The following is a 16,509-nucleotide window of genomic DNA, read 5'->3' as shown; positions in this document are numbered from 1 at the left end:
GACGAGACGAACGGCCCCGCCGCAGGTGTTTCGGCCCCCGACGGACTGCACCCCGCTCCCTTCTCCTGGTTGAATGATCAAGGCCGATCTGACGGGGGACGTCATGGAGTTGGAGACCGTGCTCGCGGTTGCCGGTCTGCTGGTGACGGTCGTGGCGGCGGTGCTCGCGTACGCGCCGCAGCGGCTGGCGAGCCGGGAACGGAGTGTCGCGCTGTTCGTCCGCACCCGGCAGCATCTACGGGTCCGGCGGCCGGAGTTGACGACGGCGTGCCACGGCGTCCAGGCGGAGCACCGCGCGTACCCGGAGTTGCCCCTGCTGACCCGGCCCGGCTGGATCCCGCCCCGGCCGCTGCCCCTGGACGCCATCCGGATGACGTTGCGCGAGGCGCGCCCCGAGGAGCGGCTGAACGGTTCCCGCGCGACGCTGCACCGCTACTGGCCGCGCGGCGAGCGCACCGGCCGACTGACCGCCTACTCGGCGGCGATCGAGGCGTACGACCGCCCCGCCGTCTGGTTCAACGGCCCCTCGTACCGCCTGCTGGAGGTCGCCGCCCCGCCGGCGGACGCCCCGGAGGCCGGGCTCGACCTGACCTTCTCCCTCAGCCGCTACTTCGACGGCCTGGACACCGGCGAGGCTCTCGCGTACGAGGCGGCGCTGCGCGATCTGCGCGGCAGGGGCAAGGGTGGGGGCAGGCCGTCGGCCGGGCCCTACCGGCGCAGGCTGGGCAGCCCCTTCGCGCTGGGCGCACGGGCCGCGCTCCCGGGAGTCAGCACCCTGACGATCCGGGTCGAGGAGGGCCGGCCGTACTTCTTCCTGCACCGGCGTGAGGCGGGCAAGGTCGCCGTGGCCACGGGCATCACGCACGTCGTCCCGGCCGGGGAGTTCCAGCCGCATACGGACGCCCTGCCCGTCTGGCGGTCCGACCTCGACCTGTGGCGCAACACGATGCGCGAGTACGCGGAGGAATTCCTGGGCGCGGCCGACGCCACCGGCGACGGCGGCGTGACGATCGACTACGAGCGTGACCAGCCGTACGCGGACTTCCAGCGGGCCGTGCGCGAGGGCCGGGCCCGCGTGCGCTTCCTCGGGCTGGGGCTGGACCCGCTGCCCTGGAAGCCCGAGATCTGCCTGGTCTGTGTGTGGGACGCGCCCGCCTTCGACGAGATCTTCGCGGCGATGGGCGAACGCAACGAGGAGGGCGTCCTTGTCGTCGGCAGCCGCACCGGCACGGCCTATCAGGGCATCCCCTTCACCGAGGAGAACGTCCAGGGCTACGCGACCCACCCGGGCACCCTCGCGGCGGGCCGCACCTGCCTCGCGCTGACGTGGCGGTGGCGCCACGAACTGGGCCTCGGCTGAAAGAAGTGCAGGAAACCGTACGCACCGGAACGCTTCAAGTGGCCCACGGCGAACAGTCCGTATAACGAACATGACCAACCGGGCAACGGACCATTTCCGGCCAACTTCTTGACGCGCTCCTGACAGGACCCGCAGTCTCCTGCCACTCTGCCCACAACCGCGACACAGCAACCTCACAAGAAGGTCCGGCCGTGCCGCGAAGCACCCCCCACGCATGTGGTTAAGCGTTCACCAGTTCTCACCTTGTTCTGCCCGGGCGGCCACCAGCCGTCCGGTCTCCCCTGGCCGCGCGAACCGCGGCCATGCAGAAGGAGTCAGTGTTGAGACGCCAGTCCCACAGACGCACCTCCCACACCGGTAACACCTTCGGCCGCAGCCCTCGTCGGCGCGCGGCCGCCGGCGCGCTCGTCGCCGTCACCGCCCTGTTGGCCGCGGCCGTCCAGTCGGGCGCCGCCACCGCCGCCCCGGAGAAGGCACCGTCGGCTGCGGGCAAGGCCGACCCGGGTGCGCTCTCCATGAAGCTCACCCCCGCCCAGCGGGCCGAGCTGATACGCGAGGCCAACGCGACGAAGGCGGAGACGGCCGAGGAGCTGAGCCTCGGCGCGAAGGAGAAGCTCGTCGTCCGTGACGTCCTCAAGGACCGCGACGGCACCGTGCACACGCGGTACGAGCGGACGTACGACGGCCTCCCGGTCCTCGGCGGCGACCTGGTCGTCGAGACGTCGAAGGCGGGCGAGACCGAGGGCATCGTCAAGGCCACCAAGGCGACCATCAAGGTCCCCTCGCTGACGCCCACCGTCACCACCGGCAAGGCCGAGAAGCAGGCGCTCGGCGCGGCGAAGGCGGAGGACGCCAAGAGCCCCGAGATCAACCGCGCGCCCCGCAAGGTCGTCTGGGCCGCGAGCGGCAAGCCCGTCCTCGCCTACGAGACGGTCGTCGGCGGCTTCCAGCACGACGGCACCCCGCAGGAGCTGCACGTCGTCACCGACGCCACCAGCGGCGCGAAGCTGTACGAGTGGGAGGCGGTCGAGACCGGCACCGGCAACACGGTGTACAGCGGCCAGGTGACCCTCGGCACCACGCAGTCCGGCTCGACGTACAACCTCACCGACGGCGCGCGCGGCGGCCACAAGACGTACAACCTCAACCGCGGCACCTCCGGCACCGGGACCCTGTTCTCCGGCCCCGACGACGTGTGGGGCAACGGCGCCCCGTCGAACCTGGAGTCGGCCGGCGCCGACGCCCACTACGGCGCGGCGCTCACCTGGGACTACTACAAGAACGTGCACGGCCGCAGCGGCATCCGCGGCGACGGCGTCGGCGCCTACTCGCGCGTGCACTACGGCAACAACTACGTCAACGCATTCTGGCAGGACTCCTGCTTCTGCATGACGTACGGCGACGGCTCGGGCAACGCCAACCCGCTGACGTCGATCGACGTGGCCGCGCACGAGATGACCCACGGCCTCACGTCCAACACAGCCGGTCTCAACTACTCCGGCGAGTCCGGCGGTCTGAACGAGGCCACCTCGGACATCTTCGGCTCGACGGTCGAGTTCTACGCGGCGAACTCCTCCGACGTCGGTGACTACCTCATCGGCGAGGAGATCAACATCAACGGCAACGGCACGCCGTTGCGCTACATGGACAAGCCAAGCAAGGACGGCTCGTCCAAGGACGCCTGGTACTCGGGCATCGGCTCGATCGACGTGCACTACTCGTCGGGCCCCGCGAACCACTTCTTCTACCTCCTCTCCGAGGGCAGCGGCGCCAAGACCATCAACGGCGTCAACTACGACTCGCCCACCTCGGACGGTCTCCCGGTGACGGGCATCGGCCGCGCCAAGGCGGAGCAGATCTGGTTCAAGGCGCTGACCACGAAGTTCACCTCGACGACCAACTACGCGGCGGCCCGCACCGGCACGCTCGCGGTCACCGGTGAGCTGTACGGCACCACGTCCGCCGAGTACACGGCGGTGCAGAACGCGTGGGCGGGCATCAACGTGGGCTCGCGGCCCGGCGGTGGCGGGGGCGGCGGTACCTCGTTCGAGAGCACGACCGACGTGTCGATTCCGGACAACGGCGCGGCGGTCACCTCGCCGATCACCGTCTCCGGCCGGACCGGCAACGCCCCCTCGAACCTCGCGGTCGCCGTGGACATCGTCCACACCTACGTCGGTGACCTCCAGGTCCAGCTGGTCGCCCCCGACGGCACGGCGTACACCATGAAGGCGTACGGCACCGGCGGCAGCTCGGACAACCTCAACACCACATACACCGTGAACGCGTCCTCCGAAGTCGCGAACGGTGTCTGGCAGTTGCGGGTCCAGGACAACGCGGCCCGGGACACCGGCCACATCAGCGGCTGGAAGCTGACGTTCCCGTAGGGCGCGCCACGGCCCTTCATGTACGGGGCCTGAGGTGAGCGTGAAGTGACAGGGCGTCGCCCCGGTGGATCCAACTCCCCGGGGCGGCGCCTTCTTTGCCGTTCTCCGGGCGCTGCTTTGCCGTTCTCCGGGGCCTGCTTTGCTGCGCCTTTGCCGTGTTCGAAGCGGTTTTACATAGCGGCAATATTTCAGGACGGTTGACTTTCGGCCAACATCACCTTGCCCTCCTGACATGTACGCGCCCGGGTGTCACGATTCACCCAACCGCCGCACTCGTAACTTCAGTTCCGCCGGACGGCACCCCCATACCGTTCGGTCTCCCCCACCAAGGAGCATGAGTGACTCCGTTCTACGCGCGTCGCAAGAGCACCACGCTGGCCCTCGCGACCGCTGTCGCCGCCGGTGCGCTGCTGACCACCGGGCTGACCTCCGGTGCCACCGCCCAGCCCGCGCCCGTCGCGGACAAGGCCCAGCCTGCCGGTGCCCCGGTCAAGCTGACCCCCGCCGCGCGCACCGCCCTGATCAAGAAGGCGGACGCGGCCACGGCCGAGACCGCCGACGAGATAGGCCTGGGCGCCAAGGAGGAACTGGTCGTCCGCGACGTCCTCAAGGACGCGGACGGCACGGTCCACACGCGCTACGAGCGCACGTTCGGCGACCTCCCGGTCCTCGGCGGCGACCTGGTCGTCCACGAGTCCAAGGCCGGCGACATCAAGAGCGTGACCAAGGCCACCAAGGCCGCCGTCAAGGTCTCCGACCTCACCGCGGACGTCACCAAGGCCACCGCCGAGAAGCAGGCGCTGAAGGCCGCCAAGGCCGAGGGCTCCACCAAGACCGAGGCCGACAAGGCCCCGCGCAAGGTCGTCTGGGCGGCGAGCGGCAAGCCCGCGCTCGCCTACGAGACGGTCGTCGGCGGCTTCCAGCACGACGGCACCCCGCAGCAGCTCCACGTGATCACCGACGCGGAGACCGGCAAGAAGCTGTACGAGTTCGAGGCCATCCAGACCGGCACCGGCAACAGCAAGTACAACGGCTCGGTCACCATCGGCACGACCCTGTCGGGCTCGACGTACAACCTGACGGACGCCACCCGTGGCAACCACAAGACGTACAACAAGGCCCGCGCCACGTCGTCCTCGGCCGGCACGCTGTTCACCGACGCCAACGACGTCTGGGGCACCGGCAGCGTCACCAGCTCCTCGACCGACCAGAACGCCGCCGTGGACGCCCACTACGGCGCCCAGGTCACCTGGGACTTCTACAAGAACGTCCTCGGCCGCAACGGCATCAAGAACAACGGCGTCGCCGCCTACTCCCGCGTCCACTACGGCAACGCGTACGTCAACGCGTTCTGGGACGACAGCTGCTTCTGCATGACGTACGGCGACGGCGCGGGCAACATCAAGCCGCTGACCTCCCTGGACGTGGCCGGCCACGAGATGAGCCACGGCCTGACCTCCAACACGGCCGGCCTCAACTACTCCGGCGAGTCCGGCGGCCTGAACGAGGCCACCTCCGACATCCTCGGCACGGCCGTCGAGTTCTACGCGGCCAACTCCTCCGACGTCGGCGACTACCTCATCGGCGAGAAGGTCGACATCCGCGGCAACGGCACCCCGCTGCGCTACATGGACCAGCCCAGCAAGGACGGCAGCTCGGCCAACTACTGGTCGTCGTCGCTGGGCAGCCTGGACGTGCACTACTCGTCGGGCCCGGCGAACCACTTCTTCTACCTCCTCTCCGAGGGCAGCGGCGCCAAGACCATCAACGGGGTGAGCTACAACTCCCCGACCTCCAACGGCGCCACGATCACCGGCATCGGCCGCGCCAAGGCCGTCCAGATCTGGTACAAGGCGCTGAGCACGTACATGACCTCGACGACCAACTACAAGGGCGCCCGCACGGCGACCCTGAACGCGGCGTCCTCCCTCTACGGCTCCGGCAGCACGGAGTACGCGGCGGTGAACGCGGCGTGGGCGGCGGTCAACGTCAACGCCTGACCTGACGTGGTGGTGCAGGTATAGGTGACTGGGGCGGTACCCGGAGAGAAGGCGACTCCGGGTGCCGCCCTAGGCTTTGCGCCATGCCCGCAACAAACGGCCCGCTCCCCGAGGGTCCCTTCACGTACGACGCGGTCGGCGCGACCCGCGACGGCCACTGCCCGCCCGACTTCAACCCCATGCACGTCCGCTCCCGCATAGGCGAGGGCACGGACGTGTTCGACCGGGCCGCGCACGCCGTCCGCACCTGGGAGATGCACCGCGCCCTGGGCGTAGGCATACGCGCCTCCGCCCCCGAGGCGGCCCCCGGAGTCGACGTGACGGTGACGCTGGGCGGCGTCATCAAGGCCCCGTGCCGGGTGGTGTGGACCGTGGACGAGCCCCGCCGCAAGGGCTGGGCCTACGGCACGCTCCCCGGCCACCCCGAGTGCGGCGAGGAGGCCTTCGTCGTCGACCGCACCGGAGACGGCACGGTCTGGCTGACGGTCACGGCCTTCAGCCGGGGCGCGAAGTGGTACGCACGGGCGGGCGGGGCGGCGACGAGGGGGTTGCAGCATGCGTATGCGCGGCGGTGCGGGGTGGTGTTGCGGCGGTTGGCGGGGGACCCGAAGGCGTGATCCGGGCCGCAGTCCACAGCGCCGCAGGTCGCTGACACAGACATGGGACGAGCCCTGCCCTCGCCCGCGCGAAGTGCCCCATGTCCACATGTCACCCGCGAGGGCACCTGCCCGGCGCCCCCATGGGCCGTGACCGCGCCCCGTACAGGCACTGCCCATACGGGGCGCGGTCACGGTAGGAGCCGTTACCGCAGCAACACCCCCGCCTGCTCCCCCATCTCCTCCGACGGCACCGCCACCAGCCCCAGTTCGGCGGCCGAGGCCAGCAGCCGGTGGGCGGGCAGGATGCGGACCGTGTAGCCGAAGGAGCCCGTGCGGTCCAGGGACAGCGGGCCCTCGTACCCCCAGCGGCCCTCGTCGTCGGGGCCGCTCGTCGGCTTCAGCGGGACGTACGTCGCGTCGGTGATGCGGTCGTCGGTGTCGACGCGGCCGGAGACCGCCTGGACCTCGACGTCGTCCGGGACCAGCTCGCCCAGACCGACCCTGACGCGCAGCACCAGCGTCGCGCCCAGCTCGGCGGCCGTACTGAGCGGAGCCGCCGAGGTCTCCACATGGTCCACGGTCACCCGGTGCCAGGCGCCCCGCACCCGCGCCTTCCACTCGGACAGTTCCCGGGCCACGTCCGGGACCAGCGACCGGTGGGCTCGGGCGGCCGGAGCGTACAGGCGCTCGACGTACTCCCGGACCATACGGCCGGCCAGCACCTTCGGGCCCAGATGCGTCAGGGTCTCGCGGACCATCTCGATCCAGCGGTCGGGCAGGCCGCCCTGCCCGCGCTCGTAGAACCGCGGGGCGACCCGCTGTTCCAGCAGCTCGTAGAGAGCCGACGCCTCCAGGTCGTCCCGGCGGTCGTCGTCCGTCGCCGTACCGTCCGCCGTGGGGATCGCCCAGCCGAAGTCCGGCCGGAACCATTCGTCCCACCAGCCGTCCAGCACCGACAGGTTCAGACAGCCGTTCAGCGCCGCCTTCATCCCACTCGTCCCGCACGCCTCCAGGGGGCGGAGAGGGTTGTTGAGCCAGACGTCGCAGCCCGGGTACAGCTTCTGGGCCATCGCCATGCCGTAGTCGGGGAGGAACACGATCCGGTGGCGGACGCGCGGGTCGTCCGCGAACCGCACCAGCTCCTGGATCAGGCGCTTCCCGCCGTCGTCCGCCGGGTGCGCCTTGCCCGCGATCACGATCTGCACCGGACGCTCCGGGTGGAGCAGCAGTTCCATCAGCCGGTCGGGGTCGCGCAGCATCAGGGTCAGACGTTTGTACGAGGGGACGCGGCGTGCGAAGCCGATGGTCAGGACGTCAGGGTCCAGGACTCCGTCGATCCAGCCCAGTTCGGCCGTGCCGGCGCCGCGTTGGCGCCAGGAGGCGGACAGTCGTTCCCGTACCTCCACGACCAGTTGCTCGCGCAGGTCGCGGCGCAGGTCCCAGATGTCCTGGTCGGAGATGTCGCCCACGGCGTCCCAGCGCTCCGAGCCGCCGACCGTCATGGCGTCCTCGGTCCGTTCGGCACCGATCTGCCGGGCGCCGAGGCGGAAGACTTCCGGGGCCACCCAGGTCGGGGCGTGCACGCCGTTGGTGACCGAGGTGATCGGCACCTCGTCCGGGTCGAACCCCGGCCACAGTCCCGAGAACATCTCCCGGCTGACCTGCCCGTGCAACAGGGAGACACCGTTGGCGCGCTGGGCGAGCCGCAGCCCCATCACCGCCATGTTGAAGACGTTCGGGTCGCCGCCCGCGTACGTCTCCATGCCCAGCCCCAGGATGCGGCCCACGTCGATGCGCGGGAGTTCGGCGTCGGGGCCGAAGTGGCGGGCGACCAGCTCGCGGTCGAAGCGGTCGATGCCGGCGGGGACGGGGGTGTGGGTGGTGAAGACCGTGCCGGAGCGGACCGCCTCCAGTCCGGCGTCGAAGTCGAGCCCCTCGTCGCGGAGTTCGGCGATGCGTTCCAGGCCGAGGAAGCCGGCGTGACCCTCGTTGGTGTGGAAGACCTCGGGCCCGGCGTGACCGGTGAGACGGCAGTACGTCCGTACGGCCCGCACTCCTCCTATGCCGAGCAGCATCTCCTGGAGGAGCCGGTGTTCGCTGCCGCCGCCGTAGAGCCGGTCGGTCACGCCGCGTTCGCCGAGGTCGTTCTCCTCGACGTCCGAGTCGAGCAGCAGCAGCGGCACCCGGCCCACCTGGGCCTGCCAGATCCGGGCGTGCAGTCGGCGTCCGCCGGGCAGTGCCAGGCCGACCTGGGCCGGTGAGCCGTCGGCCTCCTGGAGCGGCACCAGGGGCAGTTCGTTCGGGTCGAGCACCGGGTAGTGCTCCTGCTGCCAGCCGTCCCGGGACAGGGACTGCCGGAAGTAGCCGTGCCGGTAGAGCAGCCCGACGCCGATCAGCGGGACGCCGAGGTCGCTGGCCGCCTTCAGATGGTCGCCGGCGAGGATGCCGAGGCCGCCGGAGTACTGCGGCAGCGCGGCCGTGATGCCGAACTCGGGCGAGAAGTAGGCGATGGCGGACGGGAGTTCGGACGTCTGTGCCCGTGTCTGCCCTTGCGCCTCCCCCCGCCCCTGCTCCTGGTACCAGCGGTCCCCGGTGACGTAGTCACGCAGGTCGTCGGCGGCGGCGGTCAGCCGGCGCAGGAAGCGCCGGTCCTCGGTGAGTTCGGCGAGCCGCCGGGTGGAGACGGAGCCGAGCAGGCGCACGGGGTCGCCGCCGGAGGAGGCCCAGCGCTCGGGGTCGACCGACTGGAAGAGGTCACGGGTCTCCGCGTGCCAGGACCAGCGCAGATTGCGCGCCAGCTCGCTGAGCGGATGGAGGGCTTCGGGCAGGACGGGTCGGACGGTGAATCTGCGGATGGCCTTCACAGAGGGTTCCACCTTCGCGCCAGGACGTACGGGCCGGGGGACGCACTCCGCTGTGCGCCGTTCGTCACCCCCTGACGGTAGCGGCGCGGGGGCCCGGCAACCACGGGGCGTCCCTCGGTATGCGATTACGGCGCATCCGTACCCCGGCCGCCCCGCCGGGCAGTCCACCCCGGGGAGTTCAGTCCTGAATTCGCCGCATCCCCGCCGCAACTTCACATGTACCCCACGGGCGATATGGCCGATTACACCCCTCCGTGCGGCCTTGTGGTGCTTCACACCGCACGAGAGGCTGCCCGGTGGCGTACCGGCCGACCTCGGCCGAATCGGGCGCACTCCGGCAGCCCGCCACGACCGGCTTCCGGAGAACCCTGGTGTTGGTGCGCCGGTTCGAGGAGGGGGTTCTCACACATGCGTCACCCGGCAGAGGCGAGAATCAGGCGGACGCGCTGGGCGGGAGGGCTCACCGCGGTCATGACGGCCGCGGCACTTTCGGCCATTTCCCTGCCCGCACAGGCCGCCGCGGAGGGGCTCGTCCAGGGAGCCGGGGGTCCCGGTTCCGTCAACGGCAGTTACCTGGTGACCCTCAAGGCGGGAACGAAGGCCCCGTCGAAGGCCGGAAAGGACATAGCGGCGAAGTACGGGGCGGAAATACGCCACACGTACAGCACGGCCCTGAACGGCTACTCCGTGCGGGCCGACGAGAAACAGGCCGGGCGTCTCGCGGCGGACCCCCGCGTGGCCTCGGTCGTCCAGGACACGAAGGTCACCTACGACAGCAGCCAGGTCGCGTCCGGCCGTCGGCAGCCCAACCCGCCCGCGTGGGGCCTGGACCGCGTCGACCAGTCGAACCTGCCGCTCGACAAGAGCTACACCTGGCCGAAGTCGGCGGGCAAGGGCGTCACCGTGTACGTGATCGACACCGGCATCCGGACCACGCACCAGGACTTCGGCGGCCGGGCCGCCAACGGCTGGGACTTCGTCCAGAACGACCGGACCGCACAGGACGGCAACGGACACGGCACCCATGTCGCGGCCACCGTCGCCGGCACCGCCTACGGCGTCGCCAAGAAGGCCGAGGTCGTCGCCGTACGCGTGCTCGACGACGCGGGCGGGGGGACGACCTCCCAGGTCATAGCGGGCATCGACTGGGTCACCAAGCACGCGAGGAAGCCGGCCGTGGCCAACATGAGCCTGGGCGGGCACGGCAACGCCCAGCTCGACGCGGCCGTACGCAACTCCATAGCGTCCGGGGTCACGTACACGGTCGCCGCGGGCAACGACGGCCTCGCCGCGCGCCTCTACTCGCCCGCCCGCGTCAAGCAGGCGATCACGGTCGGCGCCACCGACAAGAAGGACGTCCGCGCCACGTTCTCGAACTGGGGCCCGAGTCTTGACCTGTTCGCCCCCGGTGTGTCCATCACCTCCGCGTCCCACCGGAGCAACACCGGGAAGGTGACCCATTCCGGTACGTCCATGGCCTCCCCGCACGCCGCGGGCGCGGCGGCCCTGTATCTGGCCGACCATCCACGGGCGGCACCGGCCGACGTGGGCAGGGCGCTGGTGGAGCGTTCGATTTCAGGCAAGGTCAAGGACAAATATCCGGGCTCCCCGAACAAGCTTCTCCACGTCGACAACTCGTAGGAGCCCGTAACACCACAGGTGAACGGCTCTTTACCCAGAGCGACTACAGTGACCGGCCTCGCCCCTCTCGGACGAGGCCGGTCTTGTGTGTAGACATACGCGTGAGTAGTTAACAAAGTGCCGGAATGCCCACCCGCACTGTGTGGGAAGGCTCCACCGGTACGTCCCGCTGGCCCCACCTCCCCACACCCTCATCCGCCCACCCACGTTGACGCGGACAGGAGCGGTCATGCCCGCCACGCACCACTCGTCACCACCCCCGACGCCCAGTACCACCACCGCCACACCCGACAGCACCGCCGCACGCCCCGCACGCCCGGCGCACACGGGCCCGCCCGCGCCGGTCACGCCACCCCCGAAGACCCCCGCGACACCGGGCGCCCCCACCATCGGGCGGATACCGGTTCTCGACGTACGGCCGACCGTCCACCACGGCCGCCGGCCGGCGAAGGCCGTCGTGGGCGAGGCGTTCGAGATCTCGGCCGTCGTCATCCGGGAGGGCCACGACGCGGTCGCCGCCAACGTCGTGCTCAGGGACCCGGAGGGCCGCCCGGCCGACTGGACCCCGATGCGCGAACTCGCCCCCGGCACGGACCGCTGGGGCGCCACCGTCTCCGTACCGGGCGAGGGCGTCTGGTCCTACACCGTGGAGGGCTGGGGCGCCCCGATCACCACCTGGCGCCACCACGCCCGCATCAAGATCCCGGCCGGTATCGACACCGAACTCGTCCTGGAGGAGGGCGCCCGCCTCCACGAACGCGCCGCCGACGGCATCCCCGAGGGCCGGAGCGGACGAGGCACGCTCCTCGCCGCCGTGGACGCGCTGCGGGACACCGCCCGGCCCGCGTCCTCCCGGCTGGCGGCGGCGTTGGCGCCGGAGGTGGACGAGGTCCTGACCCGCCACCCCCTGCGCGAACTGGTCACGTCCTCCGAGCCGCTGCCGCTGCTGGTGGAACGGGAACGGGCCCTGTTCGGCTCCTGGTACGAGTTCTTCCCACGGTCCGAGGGCACCCCCGAGCAGCCCCACGGCACGTTCCGCACCGCCGCCCGCCGCCTGCCGGCCATCGCCCGGATGGGCTTCGACGTCGTCTACCTCCCCCCGATCCACCCGATCGGCACCACCTTCCGCAAAGGCCGCAACAACACCCTCTCCCCCACCCCCGACGACGTCGGCGTGCCCTGGGCGATCGGCTCGCCCGAGGGCGGCCACGACGCCGTCCACCCCGACCTGGGCACCCTCGAGGACTTCGACTTCTTCGTCGCCGAAGCCCGCGCCCTCGGCCTGGAAATCGCCCTGGACTTCGCCCTGCAGTGCTCACCCGACCACCCCTGGGTGCACAAACACCCCGAGTGGTTCCACCACCGCCCCGACGGCACGATCGCCTACGCGGAGAACCCGCCGAAGAAATACCAGGACATCTACCCCATCGCCTTCGACGCCGACCTGCCCGGCCTCGTCGCCGAGACCACCCGGATCCTGCGCCACTGGATGGACCACGGCGTACGGATCTTCCGCGTCGACAACCCCCACACCAAACCGGTGCTCTTCTGGGAACAGGTCATCGCCGACGTCAACACCACCGACCCCGACGTCATCTTCCTGGCCGAGGCCTTCACCCGCCCCGCCATGATGCACACCCTGGCCGCCACCGGCTTCCAGCAGTCCTACACCTACTTCACCTGGCGCACCACCAAACAGGAACTCACCGACTACGCCACCGAACTCGCCGGGGACGCCGCGAGCTACATGCGGCCCAACTTCTTCGTCAACACCCCCGACATCCTCCACGCCTTCCTCCAGGAAGGCGGCCGCCCCGCCTTCGAACTCCGCGCCGTCCTGGCCGCCACCCTCTCCCCCACCTGGGGCGTGTACGCCGGCTACGAACTCTGCGAGAACACACCCCTCAAACCCGGCAGCGAGGAATACCTCGACTCCGAGAAATACCAACTCCGCCCCCGCGACTGGGACACAGCCGCACAAGACGGACGTACGATCGCACCACTGCTCGGCAAGCTCAACGAGATCAGGCGTCGAAGTCCGGCGCTGCGTCAGTTGCGGGATCTGCACTTCCACCACGCCGACCAGGAAGCGGTGATCGTCTATTCGAAGCGGGCGGGCTCGAACACGGTTCTGGTGGTGGTCAACCTCGACCCCCACCACACCCAGGAGGCCACGGTCTCGTTGGACATGCCGCAACTCGGCCTGGACTGGCATGAGTCCGTGCTGGTGCGCGACGAGCTCACCGGCGAGGTCTACACCTGGGGCAGGAACAACTACGTACGTCTAGAACCGGGCCGCACGCCCGCCCACGTACTGACCGTCCTGCGACCGTCCAACCCGCAGATCGGGGGGTCACCCACACAATGATCGTCAACGAGCCCGTTCCGGACACCTTCGAGGACACTCCGCAGAAGGACCGGGACCCCGACTGGTTCAAACGCGCCGTCTTCTACGAGGTCCTCGTCCGCTCCTTCCAGGACAGCAACGGCGACGGCATCGGCGACCTCAAGGGCCTCACCGCCAAACTGGACTACCTGCAGTGGCTGGGCATCGACTGCATCTGGCTCCCGCCCTTCTTCACATCGCCCCTGCGCGACGGCGGCTACGACGTCTCCGACTACACCGCCGTCCTCCCCGAGTTCGGCGACCTCGCCGACTTCGTCGAGTTCGTCGACGCCGCCCACCAACGCGGCATGCGCGTCATCATCGACTTCGTCATGAACCACACCAGCGACCAGCACCCGTGGTTCCAGGAATCCAGGAACGACCCCGACGGCCCCTACGGCGACTACTACGTCTGGGCCGACAAGGACGACCAGTTCCAGGACGCCCGCATCATCTTCGTCGACACCGAAGCCTCCAACTGGACCTTCGACCCCGTCCGCAAGCAATACTTCTGGCACCGCTTCTTCTCCCACCAACCGGACCTCAACTACGAGAACCCGGCGGTACAGGAGGAGATCATCTCGGCGCTGCGGTTCTGGCTGGACCTGGGCATCGACGGCTTCCGCCTGGACGCGGTGCCCTACCTCTACCAGCAGGAGGGCACCAACTGCGAAAACCTTCCCGCAACCCACCACTTCCTCAAGCGGGTGCGGAAGGAGATCGACGCGCACTACCCCGACACCGTGCTGCTGGCCGAGGCGAACCAGTGGCCGGAGGACGTCGTCGACTACTTCGGCGACTTCCCCAGCGGCGGCGACGAATGCCACATGGCATTCCACTTCCCGGTGATGCCGAGGATCTTCATGGCGGTCCGCAGGGAATCCCGCTACCCCGTCTCCGAAATCCTCGCCAAGACCCCCGCCATCCCCTCCAGCTGCCAATGGGGCATCTTCCTGCGCAACCACGACGAGCTCACCCTCGAAATGGTCACCGACGAAGAACGCGACTACATGTACGCGGAGTACGCCAAAGACCCGCGCATGCGCGCCAACATCGGCATCCGCCGCCGGCTCGCCCCCCTCCTGGACAACGACCGCAACCAGATCGAACTCTTCACCGCCCTGCTGCTGTCCCTGCCCGGCTCGCCGATCCTCTACTACGGCGACGAGATCGGCATGGGCGACAACATCTGGCTCGGCGACCGCGACGCCGTACGCACCCCCATGCAGTGGACACCCGACCGCAACGCCGGCTTCTCCTCCTGCGACCCCGGCAGGCTGTCACTGCCCACGATCATGGACCCCGTCTACGGCTACCAGGTCACCAACGTCGAGGCGTCCATGTCGTCGCCGTCGTCACTGCTGCACTGGACCCGCCGCATGATCGAGATCCGCAAACAGAACCCCGCGTTCGGCCTCGGCACCTACACCGAACTGCAGTCGTCCAACCCGGCCGTCCTCGCCTTCCTCCGGGAGGCGCCCTCGACCGAGGGCGACGGGGACGACCTGGTGCTGTGCGTCAACAACTTCTCCCGTTTCGCACAGCCCACCGAACTCGACCTGCGCGCCTACGAAGGACGCCACCCCGTCGAACTCATCGGCGGAGTGCGCTTCCCCGCCATCGGTGAACTGCCCTATCTCCTCACCCTCGCGGGCCACGGCTTCTACTGGTTCCGCCTGCGGAAGGACGCCGTGTAAGCCCGACCGGAACCCCGGGCGGGCCGGTTTCCCCCAGCCCGCCCGGGGCACGCAGACAGGAACACCCCGCCACCGGGGAAAGGACGCGAGGCCATGTCGGAAGCTGCCACGCACCCCACCGCGCCAAGTCCTGCTCCACCGCCCGCCACAGAGCCGGCCCCCGGGCTGCTCACCTCCCTGGAGCCGCTGCTGCGGGAGTGGCTGCCACGGCAGCGCTGGTTCGCGGGGAAGGGGCGGCCGGTCACCGGATTCAGTCTGGTGGCGGCCACCGAACTGCTGCCGGCGGCCGCCGCCAAGGCCGGGCTGCTGCATCTCCTCGTACGCGCCCACCAGCCGCTGGTGCCGTCCCAGGGCGCCCCGGCCCACCCCGGCGACTGCTACCAACTGCTGCTCGGCGTACGCGAGGCGCTGCCGCCATGGCTGGCGCCCGCGCTGATCGGGCATGTGGCCGAAGGACCGCTGGCCGGGCGGACGGTCTACGAGGCGCTGCACGACCCGCGCCTCGCCGACGTCCTCCTGGAGGCGATGCGGGCCAGGGCGCAGGTCGGTGAGGTGCGCTGCGGGCGGGACATGCGGCACGACATCCCCGAGGGCCTGGTGCCGCGTGTGGTGACCTCGGAGCAGTCCAACTCCTCGATCGTCTACGGCGATACGTTCATCCTGAAGCTGTTCCGCCGGGTCGTGCCCGGGGACAACCCCGACCTCGAACTGCCGATGGAGCTGTCCCGCGAGGGCTGCCCCCGGGTACCCGCGCCGGTGGCCTGGATGGTGGCGGAGCTGGACCGAACCGCCGGCGCCGACGGCCATCACGTCCTGGGCGTCCTCCAGCCGTTCCTGCACGGCGCGGCGGACGGCTGGGAACTGGCGCTGAGCATGCTCGTCAAGGGCGAGGACTTCACCGCCGAGGCGCGGGCACTGGGGCGGGCGACCGCCGAGGTGCACACCGCGCTGGCGCGGGCCCTGCCCACGGTCACCCTGGGGCGGGCGCAACTGGAGTCGCTGGTCGACGGGATGACCGGACGCCTGGAGGCCGCCGCGCAGGCCGTACCCGCGCTGCGGCCGTACGCACCCGGTCTGCACACGGCCTTCGAAGCCCTGGCCGACCTGGCCGCCGAGGGGCGTGCCTGGACCGCCCAGCGCATCCACGGCGACCTCCATCTCGGGCAGTGTCTCCGCTCGCCCTCCGGGGAGTGGTCGCTCATAGATTTCGAGGGCGAGCCGTCGAAGCCGCTGGCCGAGCGGCGGATGCCGCAGCCCGTCGCCCGTGACGTCGCCGGCATGCTCCGCTCCTTCGACTACGCCGCGCACTCCCTCCAGCCGTCGGCCGCCGACTGGGCGGCCGCCTGCAGGGCCGCGTACTGCTCCGGCTACGCGGACGTCGCCGGGGCCGACCCACGTATGGATCCCGTACTGCTGCGCGCCTACGAGACCGACAAGGCCGTGTACGAGGTCCTCTACGAGGCCCGGCACCGCCCCGACTGGCTACCGGTGCCCCTGGCCGCCGTCCACCGGCTGGCCACGGACCCCAACGCCGACACCCCCTGACACCGCCCCACCCCAGCCCCTGCCGAGGAG

General features: G+C 70.3%; 9 protein-coding genes. 8 read left to right on the top strand and 1 reads right to left on the bottom strand.

What is annotated here, in order from left to right; genetic code table 11:
* Nucleotides 1–73 precede the first annotated feature (73 nt).
* The 4 genes from OG858_RS31860 (at nt 74) to OG858_RS31845 (ending at nt 6,364) form a co-directional block, all read left to right on the top strand.
* Nucleotides 74–1,360, top strand: a complete 1,287-nt coding sequence (locus OG858_RS31860) for a hypothetical protein (RefSeq protein WP_319069505.1) — start codon at nt 74–76, stop codon at nt 1,358–1,360.
* A gap of 302 nt (nt 1,361–1,662) precedes the next feature.
* Nucleotides 1,663–3,747, top strand: a complete 2,085-nt coding sequence (locus OG858_RS31855; RefSeq protein WP_319069507.1) for a M4 family metallopeptidase — start codon at nt 1,663–1,665, stop codon at nt 3,745–3,747.
* 338 nt (nt 3,748–4,085) lie between these two features.
* Nucleotides 4,086–5,747 (top strand): M4 family metallopeptidase, encoded by a 1,662-nt coding sequence (locus OG858_RS31850; protein WP_319069508.1) that lies wholly within the window; start codon nt 4,086–4,088, stop codon nt 5,745–5,747.
* Between the two features lie 83 nt (nt 5,748–5,830).
* Nucleotides 5,831–6,364, top strand: a complete 534-nt coding sequence (locus OG858_RS31845; protein WP_319268338.1) for a DUF1990 family protein — start codon at nt 5,831–5,833, stop codon at nt 6,362–6,364.
* 185 nt (nt 6,365–6,549) lie between these two features.
* Here OG858_RS31845 and glgP read toward each other — a convergent pair whose 3' ends face one another.
* Nucleotides 6,550–9,210, bottom strand: a complete 2,661-nt coding sequence (glgP, locus tag OG858_RS31840) for an alpha-glucan family phosphorylase (RefSeq protein WP_328544208.1) — start codon at nt 9,208–9,210, stop codon at nt 6,550–6,552.
* A 408-nt stretch (nt 9,211–9,618) separates the two neighbouring features.
* On the opposite strand from glgP, the gene OG858_RS31835 reads away from it, so the two are divergent.
* The 4 genes from OG858_RS31835 to OG858_RS31820 all read left to right on the top strand — a co-directional run bounded on the left by OG858_RS31835 (nt 9,619) and on the right by OG858_RS31820 (nt 16,479).
* Complete coding sequence (locus OG858_RS31835) at nt 9,619–10,851, top strand: S8 family peptidase (RefSeq protein WP_328544209.1); 1,233 nt, start codon at nt 9,619–9,621, stop codon at nt 10,849–10,851.
* Between the two features lie 229 nt (nt 10,852–11,080).
* Nucleotides 11,081–13,219 carry an alpha-1,4-glucan--maltose-1-phosphate maltosyltransferase gene (locus OG858_RS31830; protein ID WP_327724921.1) on the top strand — a complete coding sequence of 713 codons (2,139 nt, stop codon included), beginning with the start codon at nt 11,081–11,083 and terminating at the stop codon, nt 13,217–13,219.
* Nucleotides 13,216–14,934, top strand: a complete 1,719-nt coding sequence (gene treS / locus OG858_RS31825; protein WP_327744972.1) for a maltose alpha-D-glucosyltransferase — start codon at nt 13,216–13,218, stop codon at nt 14,932–14,934. Before OG858_RS31830 ends, treS begins: the two co-directional genes overlap by 4 nt.
* A 93-nt stretch (nt 14,935–15,027) precedes the next feature.
* A complete protein-coding gene (locus tag OG858_RS31820; RefSeq protein ID WP_328544210.1) occupies nt 15,028–16,479 on the top strand; it encodes a maltokinase N-terminal cap-like domain-containing protein in 1,452 nt (483 codons plus the stop codon).
* The last annotated feature ends 30 nt before the right edge of the window (nt 16,480–16,509 follow it).

The sequence above is a fragment of the Streptomyces europaeiscabiei genome (genome assembly GCF_036346855.1).
GTDB lineage: Bacteria > Actinomycetota > Actinomycetes > Streptomycetales > Streptomycetaceae > Streptomyces > Streptomyces europaeiscabiei.
The sequence above is the reverse complement of the archived record's forward strand: the minus strand, read 5'-3'. Positions and strand labels throughout refer to the sequence as shown.